The organism is Mycobacterium simulans (genome assembly GCF_900232995.1).
Lineage (GTDB): Bacteria > Actinomycetota > Actinomycetes > Mycobacteriales > Mycobacteriaceae > Mycobacterium > Mycobacterium simulans.
The window spans coordinates 1,317,126-1,341,623 of sequence record NZ_OCVX01000003.1 but is presented as its reverse complement, the minus strand read 5'-3'; the positions used below and the strand labels follow the sequence as shown (position 1 = coordinate 1,341,623).

Sequence of the window (24,498 nt, the reverse complement as noted above, 5' to 3'; positions counted from 1 at the left end):
GAGGATCTCCGTTCACTACGCGGTTCATTTCAAGGGAATGCGGTGTGGGACGAAAGCTGCTCCGTCATCGGTTATCAGTCCGGCAGTCTCCCGGATGCCCAACCCGGCCGACGAATCGCCGACGATCCACGCGCCCAGGGCGGGTCGCATGTCATCGAATTGCGGCAACGGGTCTAGCAATTGGTAGACGAAGCCCTCTTCGCCGTAGACACCGCCGGTGGCCGTCTCCATGCCGGCACCCACAACGGTGACGTTCGCGCCCTCCCGGCCGAGCTTGGGTTTGCGAACGTATTCGGTGAGTTCGTGCGGGTCGTCGAGGTAGGCGGGCAGTAGATTTGGGTGCCCCGGATACATCTCCCACAGCACCGCCAGGATGGCCTTGTTCGACAACAGCGTCTTCCACAGCGGCTCGATCCACATCGTCTGCGGCAGGCTCGACACCACGTGTCTGCCGAACTGGTCGTCAAGCACCCACTCCCACGGGTGCAGTTTGAAGATCGCGTGGATCTGCGACTCCTCCAGATCGACGAACCGCTCCAGCGCGGAGTCCCAGCCGACATCCTCGATCATCAGGCCGATGGTTTGAAAGCCCGCCTCCGCCGCGGTTTCCTGCATATACGTCGTCGTAATCTGGTCCTCGCCAGTCGCTTCCACACCGGACCAGGCGAAGTGCAATTCATTGCTGGGCAACAGATCGCCAACCAGCTTCCAGCGGTCGACCAGCTGTTCATGCAGCGAGTTCCACTGGTCATCGCCTGGAAACTTGTCTTTGAGCCAGTACCACTGCAGGATCGCGGCTTCGAGCAGCGTCGTGGGCGTATCAGCGTTGTATTCCAGTAAGACCGCCGGCCGTCGCCCGTCGTAACGTAAGTCGAAGCGGCCGTAGACATGTGGGTCGGAGCGACGCCATGACTCGGCAATGGCTGACCAACTCCATTCCGGCAGACCAAAATCCGCGTACCGTTCCATCAGGACAACCTGCTCGACGGCGTTCAGGCACATCGAATGCAGCAGCTCGACGTCGGCCTCGAGCGCCAGGATCTCGTCCATCTCGAATTCGTAGTAGACCGACTCGTCCCAGTACGGCCGATCGGCGCCGGTCGCGTCACGTGCCGGCGTCCCATAAACAAGTCCTTGAGATTCGACGATCGTCCGCCAGTTCGGCCTGGGCGCTATCCTGGTGCGCTTCACGAACCGCTGCTCCCGCCGCCGCCCTTGCCGCCGCTGCCGCCAATGCCGCCGCGCTGAATCGTGGTGCCCGACTTGGTGGTGATAGTTGCGCCCTTGGGCGCGACCGTCGTCCCACCGGCCGGTCGTTGACCGACCGTCCCCGAGCTGCCGTAGTAGTACCGGTACTGATGCCCGCCGTAATAGAAGAAGCCGTTGAGGCCCGGGGTGTGACCGGTGCAGTAGCTGTCCGGGACGATCACCGGCTGCCCGCTTGGGTCGTCGCGAACACATTGGGCGGTGACGTGATCCGGCGACAACAACCAGTAGCCCATACCCGCCACGACACCCACCACGCCGACGGCGGCGGCGGCACCGATCAGCTGGCCCTTCCGGCGGCGCCGCTTGGCTTCCGCGGCGAGCCGTGCCTCCTCGATCTCGCGCTGTTTGTCGGCGAACTTCCGTCGCGCACGCAACTCGGCGGGCGTCGGGGGCCGCGGCTTCGTCGTTTCCGCGTCCTGAAACTGGATGCTGCCGCTGGGTCGTTTCTTGGTGGTCTCGTCGCGCTCCGACGCCGGCTGTTCCGGGGCCGGCTGCTCCCCCGCATCCTCGGGTTGCTTATTCGGCTCGCCGTCCCCGGGCGCGCCGGTTACCGGTGGCTCTTCTTCCGTCCCCACTAGATGTCCTCCGGTCGGCTAAACGCAGACACGCGGGCAGTCTTCCACATTGCCGCCGCGTTGGAGGTCAGGACCACCAGCGCTCCAGCACCCGCGCCACGCCGTCGTCCGCGTTGGAAGCGGTGACCTCGTTAGCGGCGGCAACCGCGTCGGGATGCGCGTTACCCATCGCCACGCCAAGGCCGGCCTTTAGCAGCATCGGCACGTCATTGGGCATATCACCGAATGCCACCGTGTCCGCATCGGCAATGCCCAGCGGCTGGGCGACCTCGGCGATGCCGGTTGCCTTGTTAATACCCCGGGGGACGATCTCCACCAAACCGTTGTTGGTGGAGTACGTGAGGTCGCCCTCGCTGTCGATGTGTTTGGCCAGTTCGGCGGCCATGTCGGCACTGGCGGCGCCGGCCTTGCGGATCAGCAGTTTGATCGCCGGCGTGCTGAGCAGGTCTTCGATGGACACCTCGGTGTTGTCCGGGTTAAGCCACGCGTGCTCGTAGCCCGGCGAGCTGACGAATTGCGGGGTAACGGTGTCGTGCGCGCGCTCTCCGATCCGCTCGACCGCCAGCCCGGAACCCGGGATGACGCGCGCCGCCAGCTCGGCCAGCGCTGCCAAGGTATCGACGGGCAGGGTGCGCACCGACACCACCCGATCGGTCGCGGGATCGTAAATGACGGCGCCATTGGCGCACACCGCCATCGGCGTGAAGCCGAGTGCCTCGACGACGGGCCGCACCCAGCGCGGCGGGCGGCCGGTGGCCAGGATGAAGTGGGCACCACCGGCGACGGCGGCGCGCACCGCGTCCCGGGTGCGCGGGGTGAGCGATTCGTTGTCGTCGAACAGGGTGCCGTCGACGTCGCACGCGATAAGCGCCGGCCGGGTCGACTTGAAAGTCGACTCGGCCACCGAGACGGCACCAAGACGGTCCGTTTTTGCAACTGCCGGTTTAGTCAGCGTCGCCCGCCTACGTCGCGCCTGGCCGTCGTCACGCCGTCGTAACCGCGCTTTTGCATGCGCTCGGCCAACTCAGCAATTCGGAATTGCCTGGATTCGTCCGGAGTCGGCGCGCTGCCACCCAGCCGGCGCGGCACCCAGAACTCCCCAACCGGATGCGGATACGCCTCTTGCACCCGGTAGAGCATCTTGTTCATGACTTGCCGCAGCGCGCCATTGAACTGCTCGGCGTCACCCTCCGGCCGCATCGGCTCGCCAATCGCCACTGCGATCGGAATCTTGTTGCGCCACAAGTTCTTTGGATGATCCTTTGGCCAAATGCGGTGCGCCCCCCAGACGATCATGGGAACTATCGGCACCTGCGCCTCCATCGCCATGCGCGCCGCCCCGGTCTTGAATTCCTTCAGTTCGTAACTGCGGCTGATAGTCGCCTCGGGGTGCAAGCCGACGAGTTCGCCTTCCCGCAGCCGCTGCACAGCCACCGCGAAGGCCTCGGCCCCCACGGTGCGGTCTACCGGGATGAGCTGGGCGTGCTTGATGACGTAGTTGACTGCCTTGACCTCTTGCATCTCGGCCTTGATCATGAATCGCAGGCGCCGGCGGCGCTCTTTCGCGGCGATCGATGCGGGGATCCAGTCCACGTAGCTGGTGTGGTTAAGGGTGACCAAGGCGCCGCCGCTCGACGGAATGTTCTCGAGTCCCTCGTATGTGATCTTGTTCCCGTTCAGCGCGACGATCGATGGTACGAGAACTTCCATCATCCGGAAGAACGGCTCTGCCATTGGTCGTCTTCTCCTTCCGCCGCTACCGCGACTCATGCGGTATGCGGCCCGCGGCTTTCGCCGCAGCGTCGTCAGCGTCCATTTGTCTCGCCTCGTCCATGGTCGGGGCGCTACCGCCGAGTCGGCGCGGAACCCAGTACTCGCCGGCCGGATGAGGATAGTACTGCTGCGCTCGATCCAGCAGCGTGGTCATTGCCTCCCGAAGCACCTGGTCGGTCACGGAGATGTCCCGGGCGGCGTGCAATGGCGGGCCCACCGCCACCGTGATCGGAACCTTGTTGCGGCCCAATTGCCTTGGATGGCCCTTGGTCCAGATCCGCTGCGAACCCCAAACAATCACCGGCACTATCGGCACGTCTGCTTCCACGGCCATTCGGGCGGCGCCCGTCTTGAACTCCTTGAGCTCGAAGCTGCGGCTGATCGTGGCCTCCGGGTAGACCGCGACCACTTCCCCCTCGCGCAGCCGCTGCACGGCGACGGCGTAGGCGCCGGCACCGGCGTTCCGATCGACCGGAATGGCCCCGTTCTGTTTGATCAGGAAGTTGACCAGCTTCACGTTCTGCATCTCGGCTTTGATCATGAACCTCAGCCGACGGCGCCGCCGGTGCATTGCCAAAGCGGCCGGTAGCCAGTCGACATAGCTGGTGTGGTTTATGGCGATCACGGCGCCACCCCGTTCTGGAATGTTTTCTTCCCCGATGTAGGTGATCCGGGTTCCGGTGATCCGGACCAAGAATTGGGCCAGGATCTCGCAGGCGCGGTAGGTCGGCTCTGCCATCGGTCACTGCTCCGGCGCCCCGGCGGGGTAGGCGCGCTGCGCGCGGCGAGCCGCTTTCGCTGCCGCATCCTCGGCATCCATGCGGGCCGCCTCGGCTAACGAGGGAGCGCCGCCGCCCAGCCGGTGTGGCACCCAGAACTCACCGGCCGGATGAGGTCCGTACTGCTCCTGTGCACGCTCCAGTAAATGCTGCATCCGCGAGTGCAGCAGGCCGTTGAGTTCCGCCGTGGGCAACGTCGGCTCGATCGGTTCGCCCACTACCACCGTGATGGGCACCTTCGGGCGAACGATCTTCTTCGGACGGCCCTTGGTCCAGATCCGCTGCGCGCCCCACACAACGTGCGGGATGATCGGCACCCCGGCCTCGACTGCCATCCGGGCGGCCCCCGTCTTGAACTCCTTGATCTCGAAACTGCGGCTGATCGTGGCCTCGGGATAGACGCCGACCAGCTCACCGGACTTCAGCATCTCCACGGCGGCGGCGTAGGACGCGGCTCCGTCGCCCCGGTCCACCGGGATGTGCCGCAGGGCGCGCATGATCGGACCGGTGATCTTGTGGTCGAACACCTCTTGCTTTGCCATGAACCGCACCTTGCGCCCGAGCCCCTGCTTGTAGGCGGGCAAACCCGCGAAGGTGAAGTCGAGATAGCCGGTATGGTTGATCGCGACCACGCCGCCACCGCTGGTAGGCAGGTTCTCCACACCGGTCACCGTGATCCGTAGACCCTGGATGCGCCACGCCAAACGGGCAAGCTGAATGACCGTCCCATATACCGGTTCCACAGCTGTTCAGCCTAGTGCTCCCGCGAACTAGAAAGGTGACCTTATGTCTTTTCCATCGTCGCCGCCGCCGGTGCCCGCGGTGGTGCGCCGACTTGCCCGCGGCAGGTCCGTGCACGCGGTGTGGGCCAACGAGCTGGGTGGCATCACCTTCCGGGTGGACTCCGGTGCCGAATTCATCAAGGTGGCCAGTGCCGGTTCGGCTGACTTCGCCAATGAGGCGCGCCGCCTCCGCTGGGCGGCGCCGTTCATAGCGGTGCCGCAAGTTCTGGAGCTCGGGGTCGACGGGGATTGGACGTGGTTGCACACCCGTGGCCTCGCGGGTCTGTCAGCGGTACACCCGCGGTGGCTGGCAGCACCGGAGGTGGCGGTGCGGGCGATCGGTGTCGGGTTGCGCACACTGCACGACAGGCTGCCGGTGTCGTCGTGTCCATTTGATTGGTCGGCGGCCAGCCGGCTCGCGCCCTTGACGCCGGCGCAACGAGCCGGGCTGGACCAAGCACCGCCGATTGACCGGTTGGTGGTTTGTCATGGTGACGCGTGTTCGCCCAACACGCTGATCGACGACAGCGGCCGCTATTGCGGGCACGTCGACTTCGACCAACTCGGTGTGGCCGATCGGTGGGCCGACCTCGCGGTTGCGACGTTGTCGCTGCGCTGGAATTACCCCGACTATCCCGAGTATCCCGGCCGGAACTGGGACGCGGAGTTCTTCGCCGCTTATGGTGTCAATCCGGATCCGCTGCGCATCGACTACTACCGGCGGCTGTGGCAGGCCGAAGATCTGGACTCAAGCTAAGCTCGTGGCGGCGCTGTGCGCTGAAAGCGCGTTACCAGAAAGGCATTTGTGCAGGTCACCAGCGTCGGCCACGCCGGCTTTCTGATCACGACCCAGGCAGGCAGCATTCTGTGCGATCCCTGGGTCAATCCGGCGTACTTCGGGTCCTGGTTCCCCTTTCCGGACAACAGCTCGCTGGACTGGGACACCCTGGGTGACTGCGACTACCTGTATGTGTCACACCTGCATAGGGACCACTTCGACGCCAAGCACCTCGACGCGCATGTCAACAAAGACGCGGTGGTGTTACTGCCTGACTATCCGGTGCCCGATCTGCGAAATGAGTTGGAGAAGTTAGGGTTTCACCGGTTCTTCGAGACCAGCGACTCGACCAAGCATCACCTGTCCGGCCCCAAGGGCGAACTCGACATCATGATCATCGCCCTGCGCGCCCCGGCCGACGGCCCGCTCGGCGACTCGGCGCTGGTCGTTTCCGACGGCGTGACCACGGCTTTCAATATGAACGACGCCCGGCCGGTCGATCTGGACGTGCTGGCTTCGGAGTTCGGTCACATCGACGTGCATATCCTGCAGTACTCCGGGGCCATCTGGTACCCGATGGTCTACGACATGCCCGCACGCGCCAAGAAAGCGTTCGGCACCCAGAAGCGGCAGCGCCAGATGGACCGCGCCCGCCAGTACATCGCCCAGGTGGGCGCCACCTGGGTGGTGCCGTCGGCCGGACCGCCGTGCTTTTTGGATGCCGAACTGCGTCACCTCAACGACGACCACAGCGATCCGGCTAACATCTTCCCCGACCAGATGGTGTTCTTGGAGCAGATGCGCGCCCACGGCCAAGACCGCGGTCTGCTGATGATTCCCGGGTCGATCGCGGATTTCACCGGCTCGGAACTGAATTCGCTGGGCCATCCACTGCCCGCCGACGAGGTTGAGGCCATCTTCACCACCGGCAAGGCGGCCTACATCGCTGAGTACGCCGATCGAATGGCGCCCGTGCTGGCCGCGGAAAAGGCCAGCTGGGCTCCCGCGGCGGGCGAGCCACTGTTGGAGCCGTTACGGGCGCTGTTCGAGCCGATCATGCTGCAAGGCAACGAGATCTGCGACGGCATCGGATATCCCGTCGAACTGGTCATGGGGCCCGAATCCGTAATCCTGGACTTCCCGAAACGCGCGGTGCGGGAACGGATTCCCGACGAGAAGGTCCGCTACGGGTTCGCGATCGAACCCGAGCTGGTGCGCACCGTACTGCGCGATGAGGAACCGGATTGGGTTAACACCATCTTCTTGTCCACCCGGTTCAAGGCGTGGCGGGTCGGTGGTTACAACGAATACCTGTACACGTTCTTCAAGTGCCTGACCGATGAACGGATTGCTTACGCAGACGGCTGGTTCGCCGAGACCCACGACGACTCGGCATCAATCACGCTGGACGGCTGGGAGATTCAGCGCCGCTGCCCGCATCTTAAAGCCGATCTCTCGAAATTCGGTGTGGTAGAGGGCAACACACTGACATGCAACTTGCATGGGTGGCAATGGCGCTTGGACGACGGCCGCTGCCTTACCAGCCGGGGTCACGAGCTACGGAGTTCGCGCACATGATGCAGTTTTACGACGACGGCGTGATCCAGTTGGACGGCGCCGCGCTTACCCTGCGGCGTTATCACTTCCCGTCCGGCACTTCGAAGGTCATTGCGCTGAAGGATATTCGTGGCTATGAGGTGCAGTCGCTGGGATTGTTGATGGCCCGGTTCAACATCTGGGGCAGCCCGGACCTTGATCTGCGCCGCTGGCTACCCCTGGATATGTACCGGCCGCTCAAGTCGACGCTGGTCACCCTCGACGTACCCGGCGCGCGGCCGCAACCCGCGTGCACGCCCGCGCGCCCGAACGATTTCATCGCATTGCTGGATGATTTGCTCAGCCGGCGCGCTTGAACCTTCGCCGAAGGTGCGCTCACTGCGAATCCGAGCGCGATTTTTCGCGCTGTGTGCACGCTCGGCGAAAGACTAGAGGTCTTGCAGCGCCGCCCGCCCGGCGTTATAGCCCGGGATGAACGTGATCCCCGGCCCGCCATGGCATCCCGCGCTACCGAGGTATAGGCCGTCAATCGGGATCGGCTGGCCGATAAAGCCTTTCGGGCCTGGGCGGTTCTGACCGATCTGGTCCGGATTCAACAGGCCATGGCAGTAGTCGCCGCCGGGAGCGCCGAACATCACACCCATGTGTCTGGGCGTGAAGGTGGTATGCCGGGTGATGCTGCGTTCGAAGTTCGGCGCCAAGCGGGTGATCTTGTCGATCACTCGCTGCCCCATTTCGACCTTTGCCGCGCCGTAGTCGGGGTTACCTTCGATCGGGAACCAGAGCGCGAACGCCGATGCGGCGTGCTTTCCGGGCGGGGCCAGGTCCGGATCATGCACCGACGGGATCTGCAATACGACCGTCGGATCGGCCGGCACGATCCCACGGCGGCAATCCTCCCACTGCTGCTGGACTTCCTCCGGTGTACAGAAGATGCCCAGCGATGCCTGCATGCTCGGGTCGTTGAGTGCCTCGTAAGGCGCCGCGAAGACGGGTGCTTCCTCCAAGGCGAAGTGCATCTGCAAGTAGCTGCCGCGGTGATCAATACGTGAATAGCGGTCTCGGATTTCCGACGGCAACGCTGCGGGGTCGATGAGCTCGTTGAGCGTGACGTCAGGCGCAATCGCGGAGACGACGATCGGGGCGGTTAAGATGTCCCCCGCCTCGGTGCGCACCCCGGTTACCTTGCCTCCGGAATGGGCAGTGTCGACTGCATTGTCGACGAGGATTTCGGTCACCTTCGCACGCAGCCGAACTTCGCCGCCCTGGCTTTCCAGCAGCCGGGACAGATGCACGGTGAGCGCGCCGATACCCCCGCGCAGCTTCTTCATTTGCACGAAGTCGCCCTCGGGCATACCCAGTCCGAAGGCGAGCGCGGCGGCGCTGCCGGGTGTGGCCGGTCCGCGGTAGAGGGTATTGACCGCCAGCACGGTCATCGAGCCGCGCAGCGCGCCGTGCTTCTGGCGGTCGGGAAAGTAGCGATCCAACACGTCGGTGACCGAACCGAACAACATGTCGTCAATGGCAGAACGTTCGAATTCATTAGTGGCACAGGCATACATCTCGTCGAAGGTCTTGGGCAGCGTGCCGGCCTCGAATCTGCCCAGCGCCCGTGTCGGCGCCTGGCTCCACGCCAGCAGGCCCGCCATTCCGGTGACAGCGTCGGCGCCGTGCACCTCGTTGAGGTGGGCGAACATCTTCATCGGGTCGGTGTACTGCACCAGTGGGTCGTCACCGATACCACGCAGCGCTACCGCCATCACCTCGACGTCGACCGTCGGCAGGGTATCCAAGCCCAGTTCGTTAATGACCACCGATGACGTCGGGAACTGCACCGAGCCGGCGATCTCGAACCGGTACCCGTCGAACAGCTCAACGGTGGAGGCCATTCCGCCCGCGTAAAGCTTGGCGTCCAGGCACACCGTCCGAAGCCCGGCGCGCTGCAGCAGCAGCGCCGCGGTAAGCCCGTTATGCCCTGCACCAATAACTATTGCGTCGTAATTGGACATGCTCGCGTGACCTCCCGAAAGGGAGGCTGGCACGGACTCAAAGTTTTGTCAATTATGACGAAACGTGATCGGATGGGCGGGCCTCCCAACTTTCGTGGATGCCCGTCCGCAGCGACTCGAGCGCCAGCCGGCACACCCGCGCCAGCTCCCCGAGCGACCGGTCGTCGCCGAGCATCCACAGCTCCATGGCCCCGAAAACCGCCGCCGAGATGCAGCGGGCGGTCACCACGGCACGCACCCGAGCATCCACGCCCTGACCTGCTGCGCAGCTACGGCGTTGCAGCTGTGCTGCGATGGAGTCGGCAAAGTCGGCTTGCACTTCCTGCATGTGGCGGACGATGCGGCTCGGGTCGAGCTCGCCACCCCGCAACGCGGCGATTTTGGTCACGGCCTCAACGTCATAGGGAAACGCAAAGATGGCCGACTGCACCGAATCGATGATCGGTTCGCCAACAGGCCTGGCGTCGAGCGCGGCGCGAAACCAGTGCAGTCCGGTGTAGTCGGCAAACAATAGGTCGTGCTTGGACCGGAAGTGGCGATAGAAGGTGCGTAGCGATACACCGGCGTCGGCCGCGATCTGCTCAGCGGACGTCTCCTCGACACCTTGGCCCAGGAATCGCACCAGCGCGGCCTGACGCAACGCCTCCCGGGTGCGTTCACTGCGCGCCGTCTGCGCGGGTCTGACCATGGCTGTAAGGTACCAGCTGTTTTTGTCAATATTGACAAAACGTGCCGTCACTATGAGACTGCGGCCATGGTCTCGCTCCTCGTGCACGCAGTACTCGGCCTCGCAGTCATCGGCTGGATCGTCGCTTCGAATCCCGGGGTCTATGCTCGGCCAGCCGGCGAAGCCTGGTTCTCACCGCTGGAATGCGTCTACTACGTCGTCGGCATCGCGTCGATCGCGCTCGGTTGGTACTTCAATATCCGCTTCGTGCAGGAATACGCACATGGGTCCACCAACCCGATCTGGGGCCCAGGCAGCTGGGCCGACTACATCCGGCTGATGTTCACCAACCCGGCCGCCGGTTCGGCCGGCCAGGACTACACGATCGCGAATGTCATTCTGCTGCCGCTATTTTCCATCATCGACGGCTACCGGCGCGGTCTGCGCCGCCCCTGGTTGTATTTCGTGTCCAGCCTGTTCACCAGCTTCGCCTTCGCGCTGGCCTTCTACTTCGCCACCATCGAACGGCAGCACCGGCACGAACGATCCCGCACGACGGTGCACGCGTAGCCCCAGGCTCTGGTGTTCCGCCAAGGCCACCCGCCCCGGGGGTTCAGTCCGGCTGTCGTGGTGAGACTTGTTCCCACCAGTTGATGGTTTCACCGTCGGTTGCCATCCGCTCGAGGGCGTAAGCGACCATCTCGACGTGGGTCCCACCACCGCCGGACCAGCAGAACTTCCACAGCTCACGTGCCGCCCGATGATAGTGGTGGATCGTCTCGTCGACGGTGTAGGCGTCGACCTCGCCGGCGCGATAGCGGTCGATCGCAATCGCAACGTGTTCGATGAGTTCACCCAGCCGGGCCTCGTGATAGCCGGCCACGGCTTTCCGCGCGGCCTGGCGTTCGGCCTTCGTTCCCACAATCGGACGATACCGGTAAACGCCTAAGCAGCAATCGGTTTGGTGGCTCGCCATCGCTGTCGACCGCGTCTGATGTCGACGCGGATGTCGGTGAACCCTACGGTTCGAAGTCGCCCGGGCAGATCCTCTGGGGCGATCGGGTTGTAGGTGTCGGCGATGTGTATCAGTCGAAACGGCAGTGATGGTACGCCGTCGCTGCCGGCGAAAGTGCCGCCCGGTTGCAGCACTCTGAAGGCCTCGGCGAGTAGCTGGTCTTGCAGCTGGTCGCGGGGCACATGGTGCAGCATCGTGAAGCACACCACTGACGTGAAGTGGTCATCGGGCAGCCCGGTCTTGGTCCCGTCACCGTGGATGATGTGTGCTCGTTCGCCGTAGCGGCGATTCAAACTCTCGGCCATCGCGCCGTCGACCTCAACGGCGGTGAGCGACGCGGTCCGGTCCAGCAGCGCCCGCAGCGTCGCACCATAGCCAGGGCCGATTTCCAGTGTCCGCGAGCCCAATTCGACGTCCTGCAACACCCACGGCAGCAGCTGGTCGGCCACTGTCGTCGCCCAGCCTGCCGAGCTGCAACGGCGTCGGTGGAGAAGATTCATTGCCATACGCAGAACACTAAGCCGCCGCCACTACGGCAGGCTTCCGATATTCTGCCGAGATATGTCGGAAATCAGCCACCCCAGGCTCGCCACGACGTCGCTGACGCTGACGCCGGGCGCGCGGATCGAACGGCACCGCCACCCGCTGCACCAAATCGTCTACCCCTCTACGGGTGCGGTCTCGGTAACCACCCCCGCGGGAACCTGGATCACGCCGGCCAACCGCGCGATCTGGATACCGGCCGGCTATTGGCACGAACACAAGTTCCACGGTCACACTCAGTTTCATGGTGTGGCACTGGATCCGCAGCGTTACCGGGCAGGGCCTGCAGCGCCGGCCGTCCTTGCAGTCACTCCATTGATGCGCGAACTGATCATCGCGTGCTCGCAGTCGAACGGAACCGACACCGATGAGCACCATCGGATGCTGGCCGTGCTGCACGATCAACTGCGAACAACGAGTATCCGCGAGCCACTGTGGATTCCCACGCCGGCCGATAGCCGGTTACGGCAAGCCTGCGCGTTGATCGCCGACAACCTGCGCGAGCCGCTGACGTTGCGACAGATCAGCGACCGGATCGGTATCAGTCAGCGCACCCTCAGCCGCCTGTTCAGCGACGAGTTGGCTATGACGTTCCCGCAATGGCGTACCCAACTGCGCCTGCAACACGCGCTGATGCTGCTCGCCGAGCGCTGTGACGTCACCTCGGTGGCCGCCGAATGCGGCTGGGCCACCCCAAGCGCCTTCATTGACGCCTACCGGCGCGCCTTCGGACATACCCCGGGTCGCAGCGTGCTCAACCGCTCGGCTCAAGCACCTCGACGCCAACGAACGGAACCAGCGCCTTCGGGACCCTGACGCTGCCGTCCGGCTGCTGGTGGTTCTCCAGGATCGCAACCAGCCACCGGGTGGTGCCCAGCGTTCCGTTGAGCGTGGCCGCGATCTGTGGCTTGCCGCTGGCATCCCGGTAACGCGTCGCCAGCCGGCGCGCCTGAAAGGTCGTGCAGTTCGACGTCGACGTCAGCTCTCGGTAGGCGCCCTGCGTCGGAACCCACGCCTCGCAATCGAACTTGCGGGCGGCCGACGAGCCGAGGTCACCCGCGGCCACGTCGATGACCCGATACGGCACCTCGATACGCGCCAGCATCTCCCGTTGCCAGCCCAGCAGCCGTTCGTGTTCGGCCTCGGCCTGGGCGGGCTCGCAATAGACGAAGCCCTCCACCTTGTCGAACTGGTGCACCCGAATGATGCCGCGGGTGTCCTTGCCGTAGCTGCCGGCCTCGCGCCGAAAACACGAGGACCAACCCGCGTAGCGCAGCGGCCCGTCGGACAGGTCCAAGATCTCGTTCCAGTGATAGCCGGCCAACGGCACTTCGGAAGTGCCCACCAGGTACAGGTCATCGGCGTCCACTCGGTACACCTCGTCGGCGTGGGCGCCCAGAAATCCGGTGCCGGCCATCACCTCCGGGCGCACCAACACCGGCGGGATCATCGGGGTGAAGCCGTTGTCGGCGGCCGCCCGCAGCGCCAGCTGCAACAGTCCGAGCTGCAGCAGCGCGCCCCGTCCGGTCAGGAAATAGAAGCGGGAGCCCGACACCTTGGCGCCGCGCTGCATGTCGATGAGGCCCAACGACTCGCCAAGCTCCACGTGATCCTTGGGAGCTTCCATGGCCGCGGGTTCACCGACGACATCGAGCACGCGGTAGTCGTCCTCACCGCCGGCGGGGACTCCGTCGAGAATGACGTTGGAAATCGCCATATGTGCCGCGGTAAACGCCGTCTCGGCGTCGACCTGGCCCGCTTCGGCGGCTTTGACTTGTTCGGCGAGTTCCTTGGCACGCCGCAACAGCGCCGGGCGCTCCTCGGCTGACGCCGCACCCACACTCTTGCTGGCGGCTTTCTGTTCAGCGCGCAGCGAATCGGCTGACGATATCGACGCCCTACGGGCGGCGTCGGCCGCCAGCAGCGCGTCCACCAGTGCCGGGTCTTCGCCGCGGCTGAGTTGGGACCGGCGTACGGCGTCTGGGTCTTCCCGGAGCAGCTTCAGGTCGATCACGGCCGCAAGACTACTTTTGACGGCGCTGTCATAGCACAGCACCCGCACCGGGTCTCACATCTGCAACTTTGGTAACGCCGCTGTAGCGGGCCTGTCAGAATGGAGCCGATGTTAGATGCGCCCGAGCAGGAACTCCCGGCCGCCGACGCCGAAACCGGTGATGCAGAACAGTCGGCGGGCAAGTTCCGGTGGCCACGCGCCCTACAGGCGTCGGCCACCAGGCGGGGGCTGTTGCTCACCGCACTGGGCGGCCTGCTGATCGCGGGCCTGGTTACCGCGATTCCCACCGTCGGCACCGGGCCGGGGCGGCTGGCCGGCTACATCGACAGCAATCCGGTGCCCAGCACCGGAGCCAAGAGCAACGCCGCGTTCAACCGAGCCAGCAGTGGAAGCTGCCTGATGTGGCCGGATGGCACACCAGAGTCGGCGACCATCGTCAGCTGCGCCGACGACCACCGATTCGAAGTCGCCGAGTCCATCGATATGCGGACGTTTCCCGGGACGGAGTACGGGCCCGGTGCTGATCCGCCATCGCCCGCCCGCATTCAGCAGATGAGCCAGGAGCAGTGTGAGCCCGCAGTGCGCCGCTACCTCGGTGCCAAGTTCGATCCCAACAGCAAGTTCACCATCAGTATGTTGTGGTCCGGCGACCGCGCATGGCGCCAGGCGGGCGAGCGCCGCATGCTATGTGGTCTGCAGTTGCCCGGTCCGAACAACCAGCAGATCGCCTTCAAGGGCAAGGTCGCCGACATCGACCAATCCAAGGTCTGGCCCGCCGGCACCTGCTTGGGCATCGATTCGACCACCAACCAACCTGTCGACGTTCCCGTCGACTGCGTCGCACCACACGCCATGGAGGTCACCGGCACGGTCAACCTGGGTGAGAAATTCCCCGATGCCCTGCCGGCCGAACCCGAACAGGACGGTTTTATCAAGGACGCGTGCACCCGCATGACCGACGCCTACCTCGCGCCCACCAAATTGCGCACCACCACGCTGACGCTGATTTACCCCACGGTGTCGCTGCCCAGCTGGTCGGCGGGTAGCCGTGAGGTTGCCTGCAGCATCGGAGCAACGTTGGGCAACGGCGGCTGGGCCACCCTGGTGAACAGCGCCAAGGGTGCGCTGCTGATCAATGGTCAGCCGCCGGTACCGCCGCCCGACATTCCCGAGGAGCGGCTCACCTTGCCGCCGATTCCGCTACAACTGCCGACCTCTGTGCCTGCCCCGGCGCAGCAGGTCCCGACCACACCGCCAGGGAATCAGCATCTGCCGAACCAGCAGCCGGTGGTGACGCCCTCCCGGGCACCGACGTCCCCGACTACCCAAGCTCCGGCGCCGCCGGCTACCCAGGCACCACCGGAGAACCAGCCACCCGCTGGGGACGGCGGACCGCCACCGCCGGCCCCGCCGCCCGAAGCCCCGGCGCCCGCACCCGCCGAGCCAGCGCCTGCGGGCTGACCCGATGGCCGTGCGGATGGACCCGCGGCGCTTCGACGAGCTTGTCGCTGACGCCCTCGACCTGATTCCGCCCAAGCTGGCAGCCGCCATGGACAACGTCGTCGTGCTCGTCGCCGACCGACACCCCCAGGACAAGGATTTGCTCGGGCTGTATGAAGGGGTGGCTTTGACCGAGCGCGACTCCGACTACGCCGGGTCGTTGCCGGATGCCATCACGATCTTTCGGGATGCCTTGCTGGACGTCTGCGAATCCGACGACGAGGTCGTCGATCAGGTGGCGATCACGGTGGTCCATGAAATCGCCCATCACTTCGGCATCGACGACGACAGGCTGGATGAGCTGGGCTGGGCCTGATCATCTCGTGGCTCGCGCTGGGCGCGGCATCCCGGATTTGTCAGCCGCTGATGCTATGAACGGCCTATGAGCATAGGCTGCCGCGACTGCCGGGCAGGCCTGGATCACTGCCACGGCACCATCATTCGTCACTCCGTTGCTAGACCGGAATGCACCGAGGCGGAGTGCACCAGCCCCGAGTTAGTGGCGCACAGTTTCGTCATCGACTGCGACGTCGTTGGCTGCAGATGCGCTGACATCGTCCCAATGGTCGACGGATCAGCCCATCGGATCGGTGCTTGACGCGACGGTGTCCGTTACCGGACTAACGTCGGGTTCGGGGTAAAAGGGCGGCGTCTGGGTTCCCCAACGTAGACAACTCCAGCGCCCATCGGGGATCGGGGTGAGCACCACCGCCTCGGCGTTGTTCAAGTGGTTGTCGAGGACAAAGGTGCCATCCACTCCGGCCAGCACCGCGGACGCCAGCCGGATCGCGGCGCCATGGCTGACGACCACGATGTCGCCGGTCCAGCGATCGTCGTCGAGGTATCGCATCCGTAGATCGGTAAGAACTGGCACATAGCGATCCAAAACGTCGTTGGCGGTCTCACCGCCAGGCAGTGGCACGTTCAGCTCGCCGCGATGCCATCGCTCGTAGATGGCGTTGAATTCGGCGACCGCCTCGTCGTCGTTGCGGTTCTCCAGCTCGCCCACCTGCACCTCATGAATGCCGGCAACCTCGTGCGCCGGCAAAGCGAGTTCCGCGGAAATGACCGCGGCCGTTTCCGACGCCCGCAGCGCCACCGAATGCGCCAGCAGGGCCGGCCGGCTGCCACCGCCGTGCGCGAAAGCCCGGGCCTGATCGCGGCCCAACGGCGTCAATGACGTTCCCGGCGGCAGCGTGTCCAGCCGCCTCTCGACGTTGCCGTAGGACTGGCCGTGCCGCACCAGCACCAAACGACCGCTCATGTCCCTGACTCCTGCGCTTGCTCGGGTTTGCCTGCTCGCAGCCGCTCCAGCCAGCTGACTGCCTCGTCGGGTGGCGGCGGCACCGACGCCCTTGGGCCGTCAGCCAGCCCGGCTGGCCAGGAGCCCAGATATCGCACATCGACACAACGACGATGCAGCGCCTTGAGCGCCTCGGCGACGGCGTGATCATCGATGTGCCCGAGGCAGTCCACGAAGAACATGTACGTGCCCAATTCAGTACGGGTAGGCCGGGATTCGATGCGTGTGAGGTCGATGCCGCGCATACCGAATTCAGTGAGGGCTTGCAACAACGCGCCTGGCACGTTGTCGATCCGCAATATCGCCGACGTGCGGTCTACTCCGGTGCGTGCCGGAGGTGGCGCCGGTGGGCCGATCAGGACGAAGCGCGTGCGTGCATTCGCCTCGTCGACAACACCGTCGGCCAACGTAGCCAGCTTCCAATGTGCGGCGGCCAGCGGTGACGTCACCGCGGCATCGACCTGGCCGTCGGCCACCTGACGGGCGGCGTCAGCGTTGGAATAGGCCGGCTGTAGTTCGACGCCGGGCAAATGGTCCGTCAGCCATTGCCGCACCTGTGCCGCCGCCACCGGAAAGGCCGCCAGCGTATGTATGTCGGCAGCGCTGCGGCCCGGCTGGACAACGATGTTGAACGACACGTCCAACGTTGTCTCGGCGAATACCTGAAGAGGCGCACCCATGGCCAGGCTGTCCAGGGTGGGCGCCAACGACCCGTCGATCGAATTCTCGATCGGTACGCACGCGTAATCCGCGGCCGCGTCACGCACAGCATCGAGCGCCGCAGGCGTGCTCTCGACCGGCAAACGCTCAAGTGTGTACGGATCGTGGTCGGGGACCAGTCCCGCGGCCGTCATATCGAGCAGCGCTGCCTCTGTGAATGTTCCTTCCGGACCGAGGTAAGCGATGCGGGCCACGCCCTCAACCCTAACGGCGCGACACGGGCCAACGACCCTTGCGGCGTCCCGCCATCTAAGTTAACTTAGGCTTACCTAATCTTAGGAGCGGAGGAGGTACCCGTGCTACCGGTCACCATGCCTACGATGCCCACGCCGACGACTGCCGAACGGATCCGCAGCGCCTGCGTAAGGGCAGGCGGCGCCCTATTGGCGGTCGAGAGCGAAGATCCGGTGGCCACACCCATACACCACTTGCTTTTCGACGGATCCTTCGCCGTGGCGGTTCCGGTCGCCCGCGGCGCCGGCCCGGTTTGCGGATCCCAGGCGTTGCTGGAGTTGACCGATTACGCGCCGCTGCCAGTGCGTGAACCGGTCCGTTCCCTGGTTTGGGTCCGTGGCCGACTCCACCGAGTGCCACCCGGGGCCGTGGCAAAGATGCTCGACCTGATCGCGACCGAGAATCCGACTCCGGCGCTGCTGCAAGTCGAGACACCGAAATCCGGACCGTCCAACGGGGACGACACCCGGTACACGCTGCTGCGTCTAGAGATCGCATCCGTGGTGGTAACCGACGCGACCGGCGCGGAACCCGTCAGCGTCCAAGACCTGCTTGCGGCTCGTCCCGACCCGTTTTGCGAGATCGAATCAACGTTGCTATGGCACCTGGCCACCGCCCATAACGATGTAGTAGCCCGGCTGGTATCCCGGCTGCCGGCGCCGCTGCGACGCGGACAGGTCCGCCCGCTTGGTCTCGACCGATACGGCGTGCGGTTTCGGGTCGAACGCAACGACGGTGACCGCGACGTCCGGCTGCCGTTCCATAAGCCGGTCGACGACATGAACGGACTCAGCCAGGCCATCAGGGTGCTGATGGGTTGCCCCTTCGTCAACGGGCTGCGTGCCCGTCAGTAACTGACGGCCCGCCATCTTGGGTCGCTGCACTGAGACCCGTCGGCCACGTACGTTGTCCAGGTGAACGGCGATCGACCCGAACCCTCACAGGTGATTCGCCGCGCAACCGCACCGCCCCGGTCCCCTGGGCCGCAACCGTTGCCGCCACGTCCCGCGCCTGCACCTCCCCGACCCCCCGTACCGCCACGTCCGGTCGCGCCGAAAGCACGCCGCAGGCGTAGCAAGCGCCGCTGGGGCCGGGTGATGGCGCTGAGTCTGCTGATCGTTGTGCTATTGGCCACCGCCGGCATCCTCGGCGAGGCGCTGTGGCTCGACACCTCACTACAACGCCGGCCGATACTCGCCGACTATCCCGATCGGCCCGGCCCGGGCCGCGGCATCAATTGGCTGCTCGTCGGCTCGGACAGTCGCCAGGGTCTCACGGTTGAGCAACAGCAGGAGCTGGCCACCGGCGGCGACGTCGGCACCGGGCGCACCGACACCATCCTGCTGGTTCACCTGCCCGGTTTCGGGTCCAGCGCCCCGGCCACGTTGGTGTCGATACCTCGCGATTCGTACGTACCGATTCCCGGCCACGGCCGGGACAAAATCAACGCCGCGTTCGCGATGGGCGGTGCGCCACTGCTGGCACAGACCGTCGAGCAGGCCACGGGTCTGCGTCTGGACCATTACGCGGAGGTCGGATTCAGCGGATTCGCCGGGTTCGTCGATGCGCTCGGCGGGGTCACCGCGTGCCCGTCCGAGCCTATTAGCGATCCGCTGGCCGGCATTGATCTGCCCGCCGGCTGCCAGGAGTTGGACGGCCGGAGTGCACTCGGTTTCGTCAGGACTCGAGCCACACCGCGGGCCGACCTGGACCGGATGATCAATCAGCGCCAGTTCATGTCGGCGCTGCTGCGGCGCGCCACCAGCCCGGGGGTGTGGCTCAATCCGTGGCGCTGGTATGGGGTGCCACGCGCGGCGGCCGGCGCCCTCACCGTTGATCAGGGTGACCACGTGTGGGATCTGGCCCGCCTCGGCTGGGCCCTCCATGGACATACCGTCCCGATGACGGTTCCGATCGGAGAATTCACCGACGGCGACGCCGGCGCGGTGGTGGTCTGGAATCACGACGCCGCTCGCGAGTTGTTCGACGCCCTGAATTCCGACGCATCGGTACCAACGGCCGCGCTAGAGGGCCAGCAATAAATTCCAATAATTACGAGCCCACAAAGGGCTATGCATTACAAACGTAGCCTTACTTTACTAAGGCAATCCTGTCCTGACCGAGAATGTCATTATCGTCGTGTTGGTACTTAGGAAATCCTTTCCTGACTAAGTAATACCTTCGTTGCAACCCCTCTTCGACCTGCGCTAACCTAGTTTTCATGACTGAATACGACGGGCCTAAGACCAAATTCCATGCGTTAATGCAGGAACAGATTTTCAACGAATTCACCGCCGCCCAACAATACGTTGCAATCGCGGTCTATTTCGACAGCGAGGACTTGCCACAGTTGGCCAAGCACTTTTATAGCCAAGCGGTGGAGGAACGAAATCACGCGATGATGCTCGTGCAGCATCTGCTCGACCGCGATCTTCGCGTCGAGATCCCCCGAGTGGACACGGTGCACAACCAGTTCGACAGACCACGCGAGGCGCTCGCACTGGCCCTGGATCAGGAACGCGCAGTCACCGACCAGGTCAGCCGGCTGACGGCCGTGGCTCGCGACGAGGGCGACTTTCTCGGCGAGCAGTTCATGCAGTGGTTCCTGCAGGAGCAGGTCGAGGAGGTGGCGCTGATGTCCACCCTGGTGCGGGTGGCGGATCGTGCTGGGGCCAACCTGTTCGAGCTCGAGAACTTCGTCGCACGCGAGGTGGATAAGGCGCCGGCCGGATCAGGCGCCCCGCACGCGGCCGGCGGTCGCCTCTAAGCTCCCTGGCGGGAGACTAACCGCCGTTCTCGCGCCCGTTTTCCAACCAGGCCTTCGTGCGGCCAGGGTGGTGAGTGGCAATCCATGCCACGCCGACGTCGCGACAAAAATCGATGTCTTCGTACTCGTCGACGTTCCAGCAATACACTGCCCGGCCTTGGGCGGCGGAGCGGTCGACGAGTTGCGGATATTCCTTCAACGCCGGCAGCCACGGCCCCACCGCGGTGGCCCCGACGGCGGTGGCCGCGGTGCTGGCCAGGTAGCGGGCGGTCTTGCCGAGCAACACGGTCGGTAGCAGCGGGGCCGCTCGCCGGATTCGCCAGACCGCGGCCGCCGAAAAGGACATCACCACCGCACGGGATAGATCGGCGGAGGCAGGCGCGGCGATGCCGAAGCGGTGCAGCAGTGCCAGCAGTTTGCTTTCCACCAGCGAGCCGTACCGGACGGGGTGCTTGGTCTCGATGAAGATCTTTACCGGCCGGTGCCAGTCCAGGACCAGGGCAACCAGCGCGTCCAGGGTGAGCAGGCTGGTGTCACCGTGCGTCCCGTCTGGACGCCAGCTGTCGTGCCACGCGCCGTATTCCAATTCGCGCAGCTCGGCCAGCGTCATCGTGCTGACCAAACCGGCTCCCGTCGAGGTCCGGTCAAGCCGGCGATCATGAACACACACCAGGTGGCCGTCACGGGTCAGCCGCACGTCACATTCCACCCCGTCGGCGCCCTCTTTGAGGGCTAGGTCATACGCGGCCAGGGTGTGTTCCGGCCGCGCGGCGGACGCGCCGCGATGGGCAACCACGAAGGGGTGCCCGGCGAGCACCTCGTCGGCCCACGGCATGCTCACTATGCTGCCGGTTCCTGCCCGTCCAACTCAACCGGTGCGGTGGATCGGGACGCTGGACGCTGGTCGTCAGGTACCACGAGCCAGCGATGCGCAGGCCGTTCGATCGGTTTGAGCTCGAAGCCCTCGAAGACCCGGGCGATCGCGGCCACTGCGGCTGCCGCGCATAGATACGCAACCACCATCATGACGGTGTTGTTGGCAATGCCCTGGGCGTCGGAGACCCAGCTAGTCGCGATGGCGAAGATAGAAATCGCATCGCTGACAACCCACACGATCCACCAGATGACGATCGGTCTTTGCAGTCGTGCGTAGTGATCCTCAATGCGCGCCAGCTCGATCACGTATACCGGTGCCCAGAACAGATTGACCAGCGGGATCAGGCAGCCGAGCCACAGCGCACGGGGGGACCGCTGCTCCGGCACGCCCGCGTGCGCGAACGCCGCGGCCCGCCGCGCGATCAGCCACAAGATCAGGAGCACCGCGGTGGTGCCCACCGCCGCGATCGCCGCCAGACTCACCAGATACCCCAGCCAGACCGACGCACCGGCCACCAGGGAGTTCAGCAATGTGTTGCGGTTGATGATCAGCAGTACGTAGCGCACCACAAACACCAGCGCCGCGATGCAGAGCACCAGGAGGGTCAGGAACAGCGCGGTCCGCACCGTTGTTGCCGTTGGCCCCGCTTTCGGTGCCTGCACCGATGCGGGGCCAACCTGGTCGACACGGTCGGCCAGCCCCCACCGCGGTATCACGGCATAACGGGGTGTGGGGCCGCGGAACCGTCGCCCGGGCCGCCGCGGCGGTGCGGCGCCGGGACGCACCGCTATCCAGCGAAAACCCGGCGGCAGCCGCGGCGCCGTCGGCCGCATGGCCGGAGCCATCGGCATCTGCGGGGCGCCCGGTGTACGCCAGCGCGGGTCGGCCGGTGGTTCATCCGCCAACGGCGCCATCAAGGCTCCACGACAACGCGGACACCACTGCCGTTGCCGTTCGCGGACGTTCCACCGAGTGCCGCACTGGGAGCACACCTGGATCACCGCACCAGCCTAATGGGAATCGATAGCCCCGCGACGATGCGCGCCACGGCACGTGGCGCGATGAGAAGCGGGGCCATCCAACCGAGCCCCGCGACGATGCGCGCCACGGCACGTGGCGCGATGAGAAGCGGGGCCATCCAACCGAGCCCCGCGACGATGCGCGCCACAGCATGTGGCGCGGCGAGAAGCGTCTGCCGGTTAAATCCGAATCGGCAAACCCACCCGGCGGGCACCACCACGCGCGCGGGGACGGAGATACAGCGAATAATCGACTATCCACAGTTTCCACAGCTTTATCCACAAGCAACGGGGTCGAGTACACATCGTCGACACCCCCTCTATCGGCCCGGTTGGTGGGCAACTGTGGATAAAGCGGTGCCGCGGAGAAGGTCCAATCGACAGGCCTTGCGGGCGCTCGAGCGAAATGGATTGCCTCGCTAAGCAACTACCCAGGCGCGCCCGTTCGTGGTCGCGGCGAGCCCCGTGTGGACCCCGCTCGGTCCAGTTTCCCTAGCAATGCACCAGGCGTTATGATCGCGACGCGAGGGCTCGTTGTGACTCACCTCACTACGAGGTGAATGTGCAGGTGAAAGGCGTGTGATGGCCACACATTCGTTTGGTCCGGGTACGGCGACGTCGTCGGGTTCGTATTCCGGCTCGCCAGCCTGGAACCACGCCTACGTCGTTGCCGCGTTGCGCGCCGGCCTGGTTGCTTTGGCGTTGCTTGCAATTCTCGCCGTTATCGCTTTGTCTTGAACCCCCCAAACGGGGTATTCGCAGCCTGTAAGCCATGGCGGCCGTCCTTGCGGCGCGCGCGGTCATGGAGCAGGGTTGAAGACGCCAGCCCGTCGCGTGGGGGAACCCACGCGAAACACGCGTCAGACGATCACTCTTCATCGAAGAAAGGAATGCCGTGGCCGAATACACATTGCCGGACTTGGACTGGGACTACGGAGCCCTGGAACCGCACATTTCGGGTCAGATCAACGAGCTGCACCACAGCAAGCACCACGCCACCTATGTCAAGGGCGCCAATGACGCTGTCGCCAAACTCGAAGAAGCACGAGCCAAGGAGGACCACTCCGCGATCTTGCTGAACGAAAAGAACCTGGCTTTCAACCTCAGCGGCCATGTCAACCACACCATCTGGTGGAAGAACCTGTCGCCTAGTGGTGGTGACAAGCCGACGGGTGAGCTCGCCGCGGCCATTGACGACGCATTCGGATCGTTCGACAAGTTTCGTGCGCAGTTCCACGCGGCCGCCACTACCGTGCAGGGGTCGGGTTGGGCGGCACTCGGATGGGACACGCTCAGCAACAAGCTGCTGATCTTCCAGGTGTACGACCATCAGTCCAACTTCCCGCTCGGCATCGTTCCGCTACTGCTACTCGACATGTGGGAACACGCCTTCTACCTGCAGTACAAGAACGTCAAGGTCGATTTCGCAAAAGCGTTCTGGAATGTTGTCAACTGGGCGGACGTGCAATCCCGCTACAGCTCCGCGACCTCGAAAACCCAGGGGCTGATTTTCGGCTGAGTCCATTACCTGAGGGCATGGGCGTCGCGCGGATCGCGCGGCGCCTATGTCTTTCGTCAGGCCTTAATATTTCGTCTTTGTGAACGCCGCGATGCGATAGCCACGCCAACTTGCAAGGCGCCAAAACACCGCGCATGCTTGATTATTCGAGCTACCATTTATTAGAGCTACCAGCGTGGTTATTCGGACGTGGCGTCGCGGAGGGCGAGATGGATGCTGGGTCAAATCGACATATTGGGGTTGCGCCTTTTCATGCTCGTGGTGCCCTTAAAGGGTTTGTGATTTCGGGGCGTTGGCCGGATTCGACGAAAGAGTGGGCTCAGCTATTGATGGTCGCGGTTCGGGTCGCATCGTTGCCTGGACTGCTTTCCACCACAACCGTGTTCGGTGCGCGCGAAGAGTTACCCGACGAACCCGAGCCGGGCACCGTCGGCCTGGTACTGGCCGAGGGCACAGTTTTCGGCGAATCAGCCATCCAGCCAGGGTATTTCGCTGATCACCAGCCTCCCGCGTTGCTTATGCTGCATCCGCCTTCGGAGACGACGCCGTCCTTGCCGGAGTGCACGGGGGCAGCCTCAGGCTGTGTGCTGCTGCCGGGACTGCCGTACCTGGGATTGGAGCACCGGGCAGCCTGGGTGGAAGCGGAAGCGGACGGCACCATCACATCGATGGTGAGCCGTGTCGGCGTCGACCCGATCAGTCATCCCGACACCGCAATTCTGGCGATGCTGCTTGCGGCATAAGGAAATTCAAACCAATTAATACGGGTACCCGAACTTCACCGGGATCCTGGCGCAG

General features: G+C 64.7%; 28 protein-coding genes and 1 pseudogene. 14 read left to right on the top strand and 15 right to left on the bottom strand.

From position 1 onward, the window contains the following. Nucleotides 1-24: 24 nt before the first annotated feature. The 6 genes from MSIMFI_RS06815 to MSIMFI_RS06790 form a co-directional block, all read right to left on the bottom strand. Complete coding sequence (locus tag MSIMFI_RS06815; RefSeq protein ID WP_191496639.1) at nt 25-1,191, bottom strand: glutathionylspermidine synthase family protein; 1,167 nt, start codon at nt 1,189-1,191, stop codon at nt 25-27. Beyond that, on the bottom strand, nt 1,188-1,844 hold the full coding sequence (locus MSIMFI_RS06810) for a hypothetical protein (RefSeq protein WP_224770104.1): 657 nt from the start codon (nt 1,842-1,844) through the stop codon (nt 1,188-1,190). Before MSIMFI_RS06810 ends, MSIMFI_RS06815 begins: the two co-directional genes overlap by 4 nt. Nucleotides 1,845-1,911: 67 nt before the next feature. Further along, a complete protein-coding gene (locus MSIMFI_RS06805) occupies nt 1,912-2,748 on the bottom strand; it encodes an HAD family hydrolase (protein WP_191496638.1) in 837 nt (278 codons plus the stop codon). A gap of 44 nt (nt 2,749-2,792) precedes the next feature. Beyond that, on the bottom strand, nt 2,793-3,578 hold the full coding sequence (locus MSIMFI_RS06800; protein WP_191496637.1) for a lysophospholipid acyltransferase family protein: 786 nt from the start codon (nt 3,576-3,578) through the stop codon (nt 2,793-2,795). 22 nt (nt 3,579-3,600) lie between these two features. Beyond that, nucleotides 3,601-4,356, bottom strand: coding sequence for a lysophospholipid acyltransferase family protein (locus MSIMFI_RS06795; protein WP_191496636.1), 756 nt, complete (start codon nt 4,354-4,356; stop codon nt 3,601-3,603). A 3-nt stretch (nt 4,357-4,359) separates the two neighbouring features. Continuing rightward, complete coding sequence (locus tag MSIMFI_RS06790) at nt 4,360-5,139, bottom strand: lysophospholipid acyltransferase family protein (protein ID WP_186245340.1); 780 nt, start codon at nt 5,137-5,139, stop codon at nt 4,360-4,362. A 43-nt stretch (nt 5,140-5,182) separates the two neighbouring features. Between MSIMFI_RS06790 and MSIMFI_RS06785 the strand changes: the two genes are divergently transcribed. Genes MSIMFI_RS06785 through MSIMFI_RS06775 form a run of 3 tightly spaced genes read left to right on the top strand, consistent with a single transcriptional unit; the run spans nt 5,183 to nt 7,869 of the window. Then, a complete protein-coding gene (locus MSIMFI_RS06785; protein ID WP_191496635.1) occupies nt 5,183-5,935 on the top strand; it encodes a phosphotransferase in 753 nt (250 codons plus the stop codon). Nucleotides 5,936-5,983: 48 nt separating this feature from the next. Next, nucleotides 5,984-7,534, top strand: a complete 1,551-nt coding sequence (locus MSIMFI_RS06780) for an MBL fold metallo-hydrolase (RefSeq protein WP_191496634.1) — start codon at nt 5,984-5,986, stop codon at nt 7,532-7,534. After that, on the top strand, nt 7,531-7,869 hold the full coding sequence (locus MSIMFI_RS06775) for a hypothetical protein (RefSeq protein ID WP_186245343.1): 339 nt from the start codon (nt 7,531-7,533) through the stop codon (nt 7,867-7,869). The genes MSIMFI_RS06780 and MSIMFI_RS06775 overlap by 4 nt, the downstream gene beginning before the upstream one ends. A 72-nt stretch (nt 7,870-7,941) precedes the next feature. Here MSIMFI_RS06775 and MSIMFI_RS06770 read toward each other — a convergent pair whose 3' ends face one another. After that, complete coding sequence (locus tag MSIMFI_RS06770; protein WP_191496633.1) at nt 7,942-9,522, bottom strand: phytoene desaturase family protein; 1,581 nt, start codon at nt 9,520-9,522, stop codon at nt 7,942-7,944. Between the two features lie 52 nt (nt 9,523-9,574). Then, complete coding sequence (locus MSIMFI_RS06765) at nt 9,575-10,210, bottom strand: TetR/AcrR family transcriptional regulator (protein ID WP_191496632.1); 636 nt, start codon at nt 10,208-10,210, stop codon at nt 9,575-9,577. Nucleotides 10,211-10,276: 66 nt separating this feature from the next. On the opposite strand from MSIMFI_RS06765, the gene MSIMFI_RS06760 reads away from it, so the two are divergent. Continuing rightward, nucleotides 10,277-10,759: a DUF2834 domain-containing protein gene (locus tag MSIMFI_RS06760; RefSeq protein WP_191496631.1), complete on the top strand. Its 483-nt coding sequence runs from the start codon at nt 10,277-10,279 to the stop codon at nt 10,757-10,759. Nucleotides 10,760-10,802: 43 nt separating this feature from the next. Here MSIMFI_RS06760 and MSIMFI_RS06755 read toward each other — a convergent pair whose 3' ends face one another. Beyond that, nucleotides 10,803-11,111 (bottom strand): hypothetical protein, encoded by a 309-nt coding sequence (locus tag MSIMFI_RS06755; protein ID WP_191496630.1) that lies wholly within the window; start codon nt 11,109-11,111, stop codon nt 10,803-10,805. A 23-nt stretch (nt 11,112-11,134) separates the two neighbouring features. Continuing rightward, on the bottom strand, nt 11,135-11,710 hold the full coding sequence (locus MSIMFI_RS06750) for a class I SAM-dependent methyltransferase (RefSeq protein WP_191496629.1): 576 nt from the start codon (nt 11,708-11,710) through the stop codon (nt 11,135-11,137). A 55-nt stretch (nt 11,711-11,765) separates the two neighbouring features. On the opposite strand from MSIMFI_RS06750, the gene MSIMFI_RS06745 reads away from it, so the two are divergent. Further along, on the top strand, nt 11,766-12,563 hold the full coding sequence (locus MSIMFI_RS06745) for an AraC family transcriptional regulator (RefSeq protein WP_191496628.1): 798 nt from the start codon (nt 11,766-11,768) through the stop codon (nt 12,561-12,563). On the opposite strand, the gene serS is transcribed toward MSIMFI_RS06745, so the two are convergent. Further along, nucleotides 12,502-13,761 carry a serine--tRNA ligase gene (serS, locus tag MSIMFI_RS06740; RefSeq protein WP_191496627.1) on the bottom strand — a complete coding sequence of 420 codons (1,260 nt, stop codon included), beginning with the start codon at nt 13,759-13,761 and terminating at the stop codon, nt 12,502-12,504. The genes MSIMFI_RS06745 and serS overlap by 62 nt on opposite strands. A gap of 108 nt (nt 13,762-13,869) precedes the next feature. On the opposite strand from serS, the gene MSIMFI_RS06735 reads away from it, so the two are divergent. The 3 genes and pseudogenes from MSIMFI_RS06735 (at nt 13,870) to MSIMFI_RS27875 (ending at nt 15,859) form a co-directional block, all read left to right on the top strand. Continuing rightward, on the top strand, nt 13,870-15,222 hold the full coding sequence (locus tag MSIMFI_RS06735) for a septum formation family protein (RefSeq protein WP_191496626.1): 1,353 nt from the start codon (nt 13,870-13,872) through the stop codon (nt 15,220-15,222). A gap of 4 nt (nt 15,223-15,226) precedes the next feature. Beyond that, nucleotides 15,227-15,647: pseudogene (locus MSIMFI_RS06730) on the top strand (metallopeptidase family protein). Next, the gene (locus MSIMFI_RS27875) at nt 15,644-15,859 is read left to right on the top strand and encodes a hypothetical protein (RefSeq protein WP_224770103.1); all 216 of its coding nucleotides are present in this window, start codon (nt 15,644-15,646) and stop codon (nt 15,857-15,859) included. Before MSIMFI_RS06730 ends, MSIMFI_RS27875 begins: the two are co-directional and overlap by 4 nt. On the opposite strand, the gene MSIMFI_RS06725 is transcribed toward MSIMFI_RS27875, so the two are convergent. Beyond that, nucleotides 15,836-16,525, bottom strand: coding sequence for a histidine phosphatase family protein (locus MSIMFI_RS06725; protein ID WP_191496624.1), 690 nt, complete (start codon nt 16,523-16,525; stop codon nt 15,836-15,838). The genes MSIMFI_RS27875 and MSIMFI_RS06725 overlap by 24 nt on opposite strands. After that, nucleotides 16,522-17,478, bottom strand: coding sequence for a prephenate dehydratase (gene pheA / locus MSIMFI_RS06720; RefSeq protein WP_191496623.1), 957 nt, complete (start codon nt 17,476-17,478; stop codon nt 16,522-16,524). Before pheA ends, MSIMFI_RS06725 begins: the two co-directional genes overlap by 4 nt. Before the next feature lie 117 nt (nt 17,479-17,595). Here pheA and MSIMFI_RS06715 point away from each other — a divergent pair, with 117 nt between their 5' ends. The 3 genes from MSIMFI_RS06715 (at nt 17,596) to bfrB (ending at nt 20,285) form a co-directional block, all read left to right on the top strand. Further along, nucleotides 17,596-18,372 (top strand): DUF2470 domain-containing protein, encoded by a 777-nt coding sequence (locus tag MSIMFI_RS06715; protein WP_191496622.1) that lies wholly within the window; start codon nt 17,596-17,598, stop codon nt 18,370-18,372. 60 nt (nt 18,373-18,432) lie between these two features. Continuing rightward, nucleotides 18,433-19,560, top strand: a complete 1,128-nt coding sequence (locus MSIMFI_RS06710; protein ID WP_191496621.1) for an LCP family protein — start codon at nt 18,433-18,435, stop codon at nt 19,558-19,560. Nucleotides 19,561-19,739: 179 nt separating this feature from the next. Further along, nucleotides 19,740-20,285, top strand: a complete 546-nt coding sequence (bfrB, locus tag MSIMFI_RS06705) for a ferritin BfrB (protein ID WP_191496620.1) — start codon at nt 19,740-19,742, stop codon at nt 20,283-20,285. 16 nt (nt 20,286-20,301) lie between these two features. Here the strand turns inward: bfrB and MSIMFI_RS06700 are convergent, their stop codons facing one another. Continuing rightward, a complete protein-coding gene (locus tag MSIMFI_RS06700) occupies nt 20,302-21,120 on the bottom strand; it encodes a glycerophosphodiester phosphodiesterase (protein ID WP_191496619.1) in 819 nt (272 codons plus the stop codon). A gap of 5 nt (nt 21,121-21,125) precedes the next feature. After that, nucleotides 21,126-22,163, bottom strand: coding sequence for a DUF4328 domain-containing protein (locus tag MSIMFI_RS06695; RefSeq protein ID WP_191496618.1), 1,038 nt, complete (start codon nt 22,161-22,163; stop codon nt 21,126-21,128). 600 nt (nt 22,164-22,763) lie between these two features. Here MSIMFI_RS06695 and MSIMFI_RS06690 point away from each other — a divergent pair. From MSIMFI_RS06690 to MSIMFI_RS06680, 3 genes are all read left to right on the top strand, one after another. Beyond that, a complete protein-coding gene (locus MSIMFI_RS06690; protein ID WP_191496617.1) occupies nt 22,764-22,919 on the top strand; it encodes a hypothetical protein in 156 nt (51 codons plus the stop codon). 157 nt (nt 22,920-23,076) lie between these two features. Then, a complete protein-coding gene (locus tag MSIMFI_RS06685; protein ID WP_191496616.1) occupies nt 23,077-23,700 on the top strand; it encodes a superoxide dismutase in 624 nt (207 codons plus the stop codon). Nucleotides 23,701-23,909: 209 nt separating this feature from the next. After that, the gene (locus MSIMFI_RS06680) at nt 23,910-24,443 is read left to right on the top strand and encodes a peptidase (protein ID WP_191496615.1); all 534 of its coding nucleotides are present in this window, start codon (nt 23,910-23,912) and stop codon (nt 24,441-24,443) included. Nucleotides 24,444-24,498: the final 55 nt, after the last annotated feature.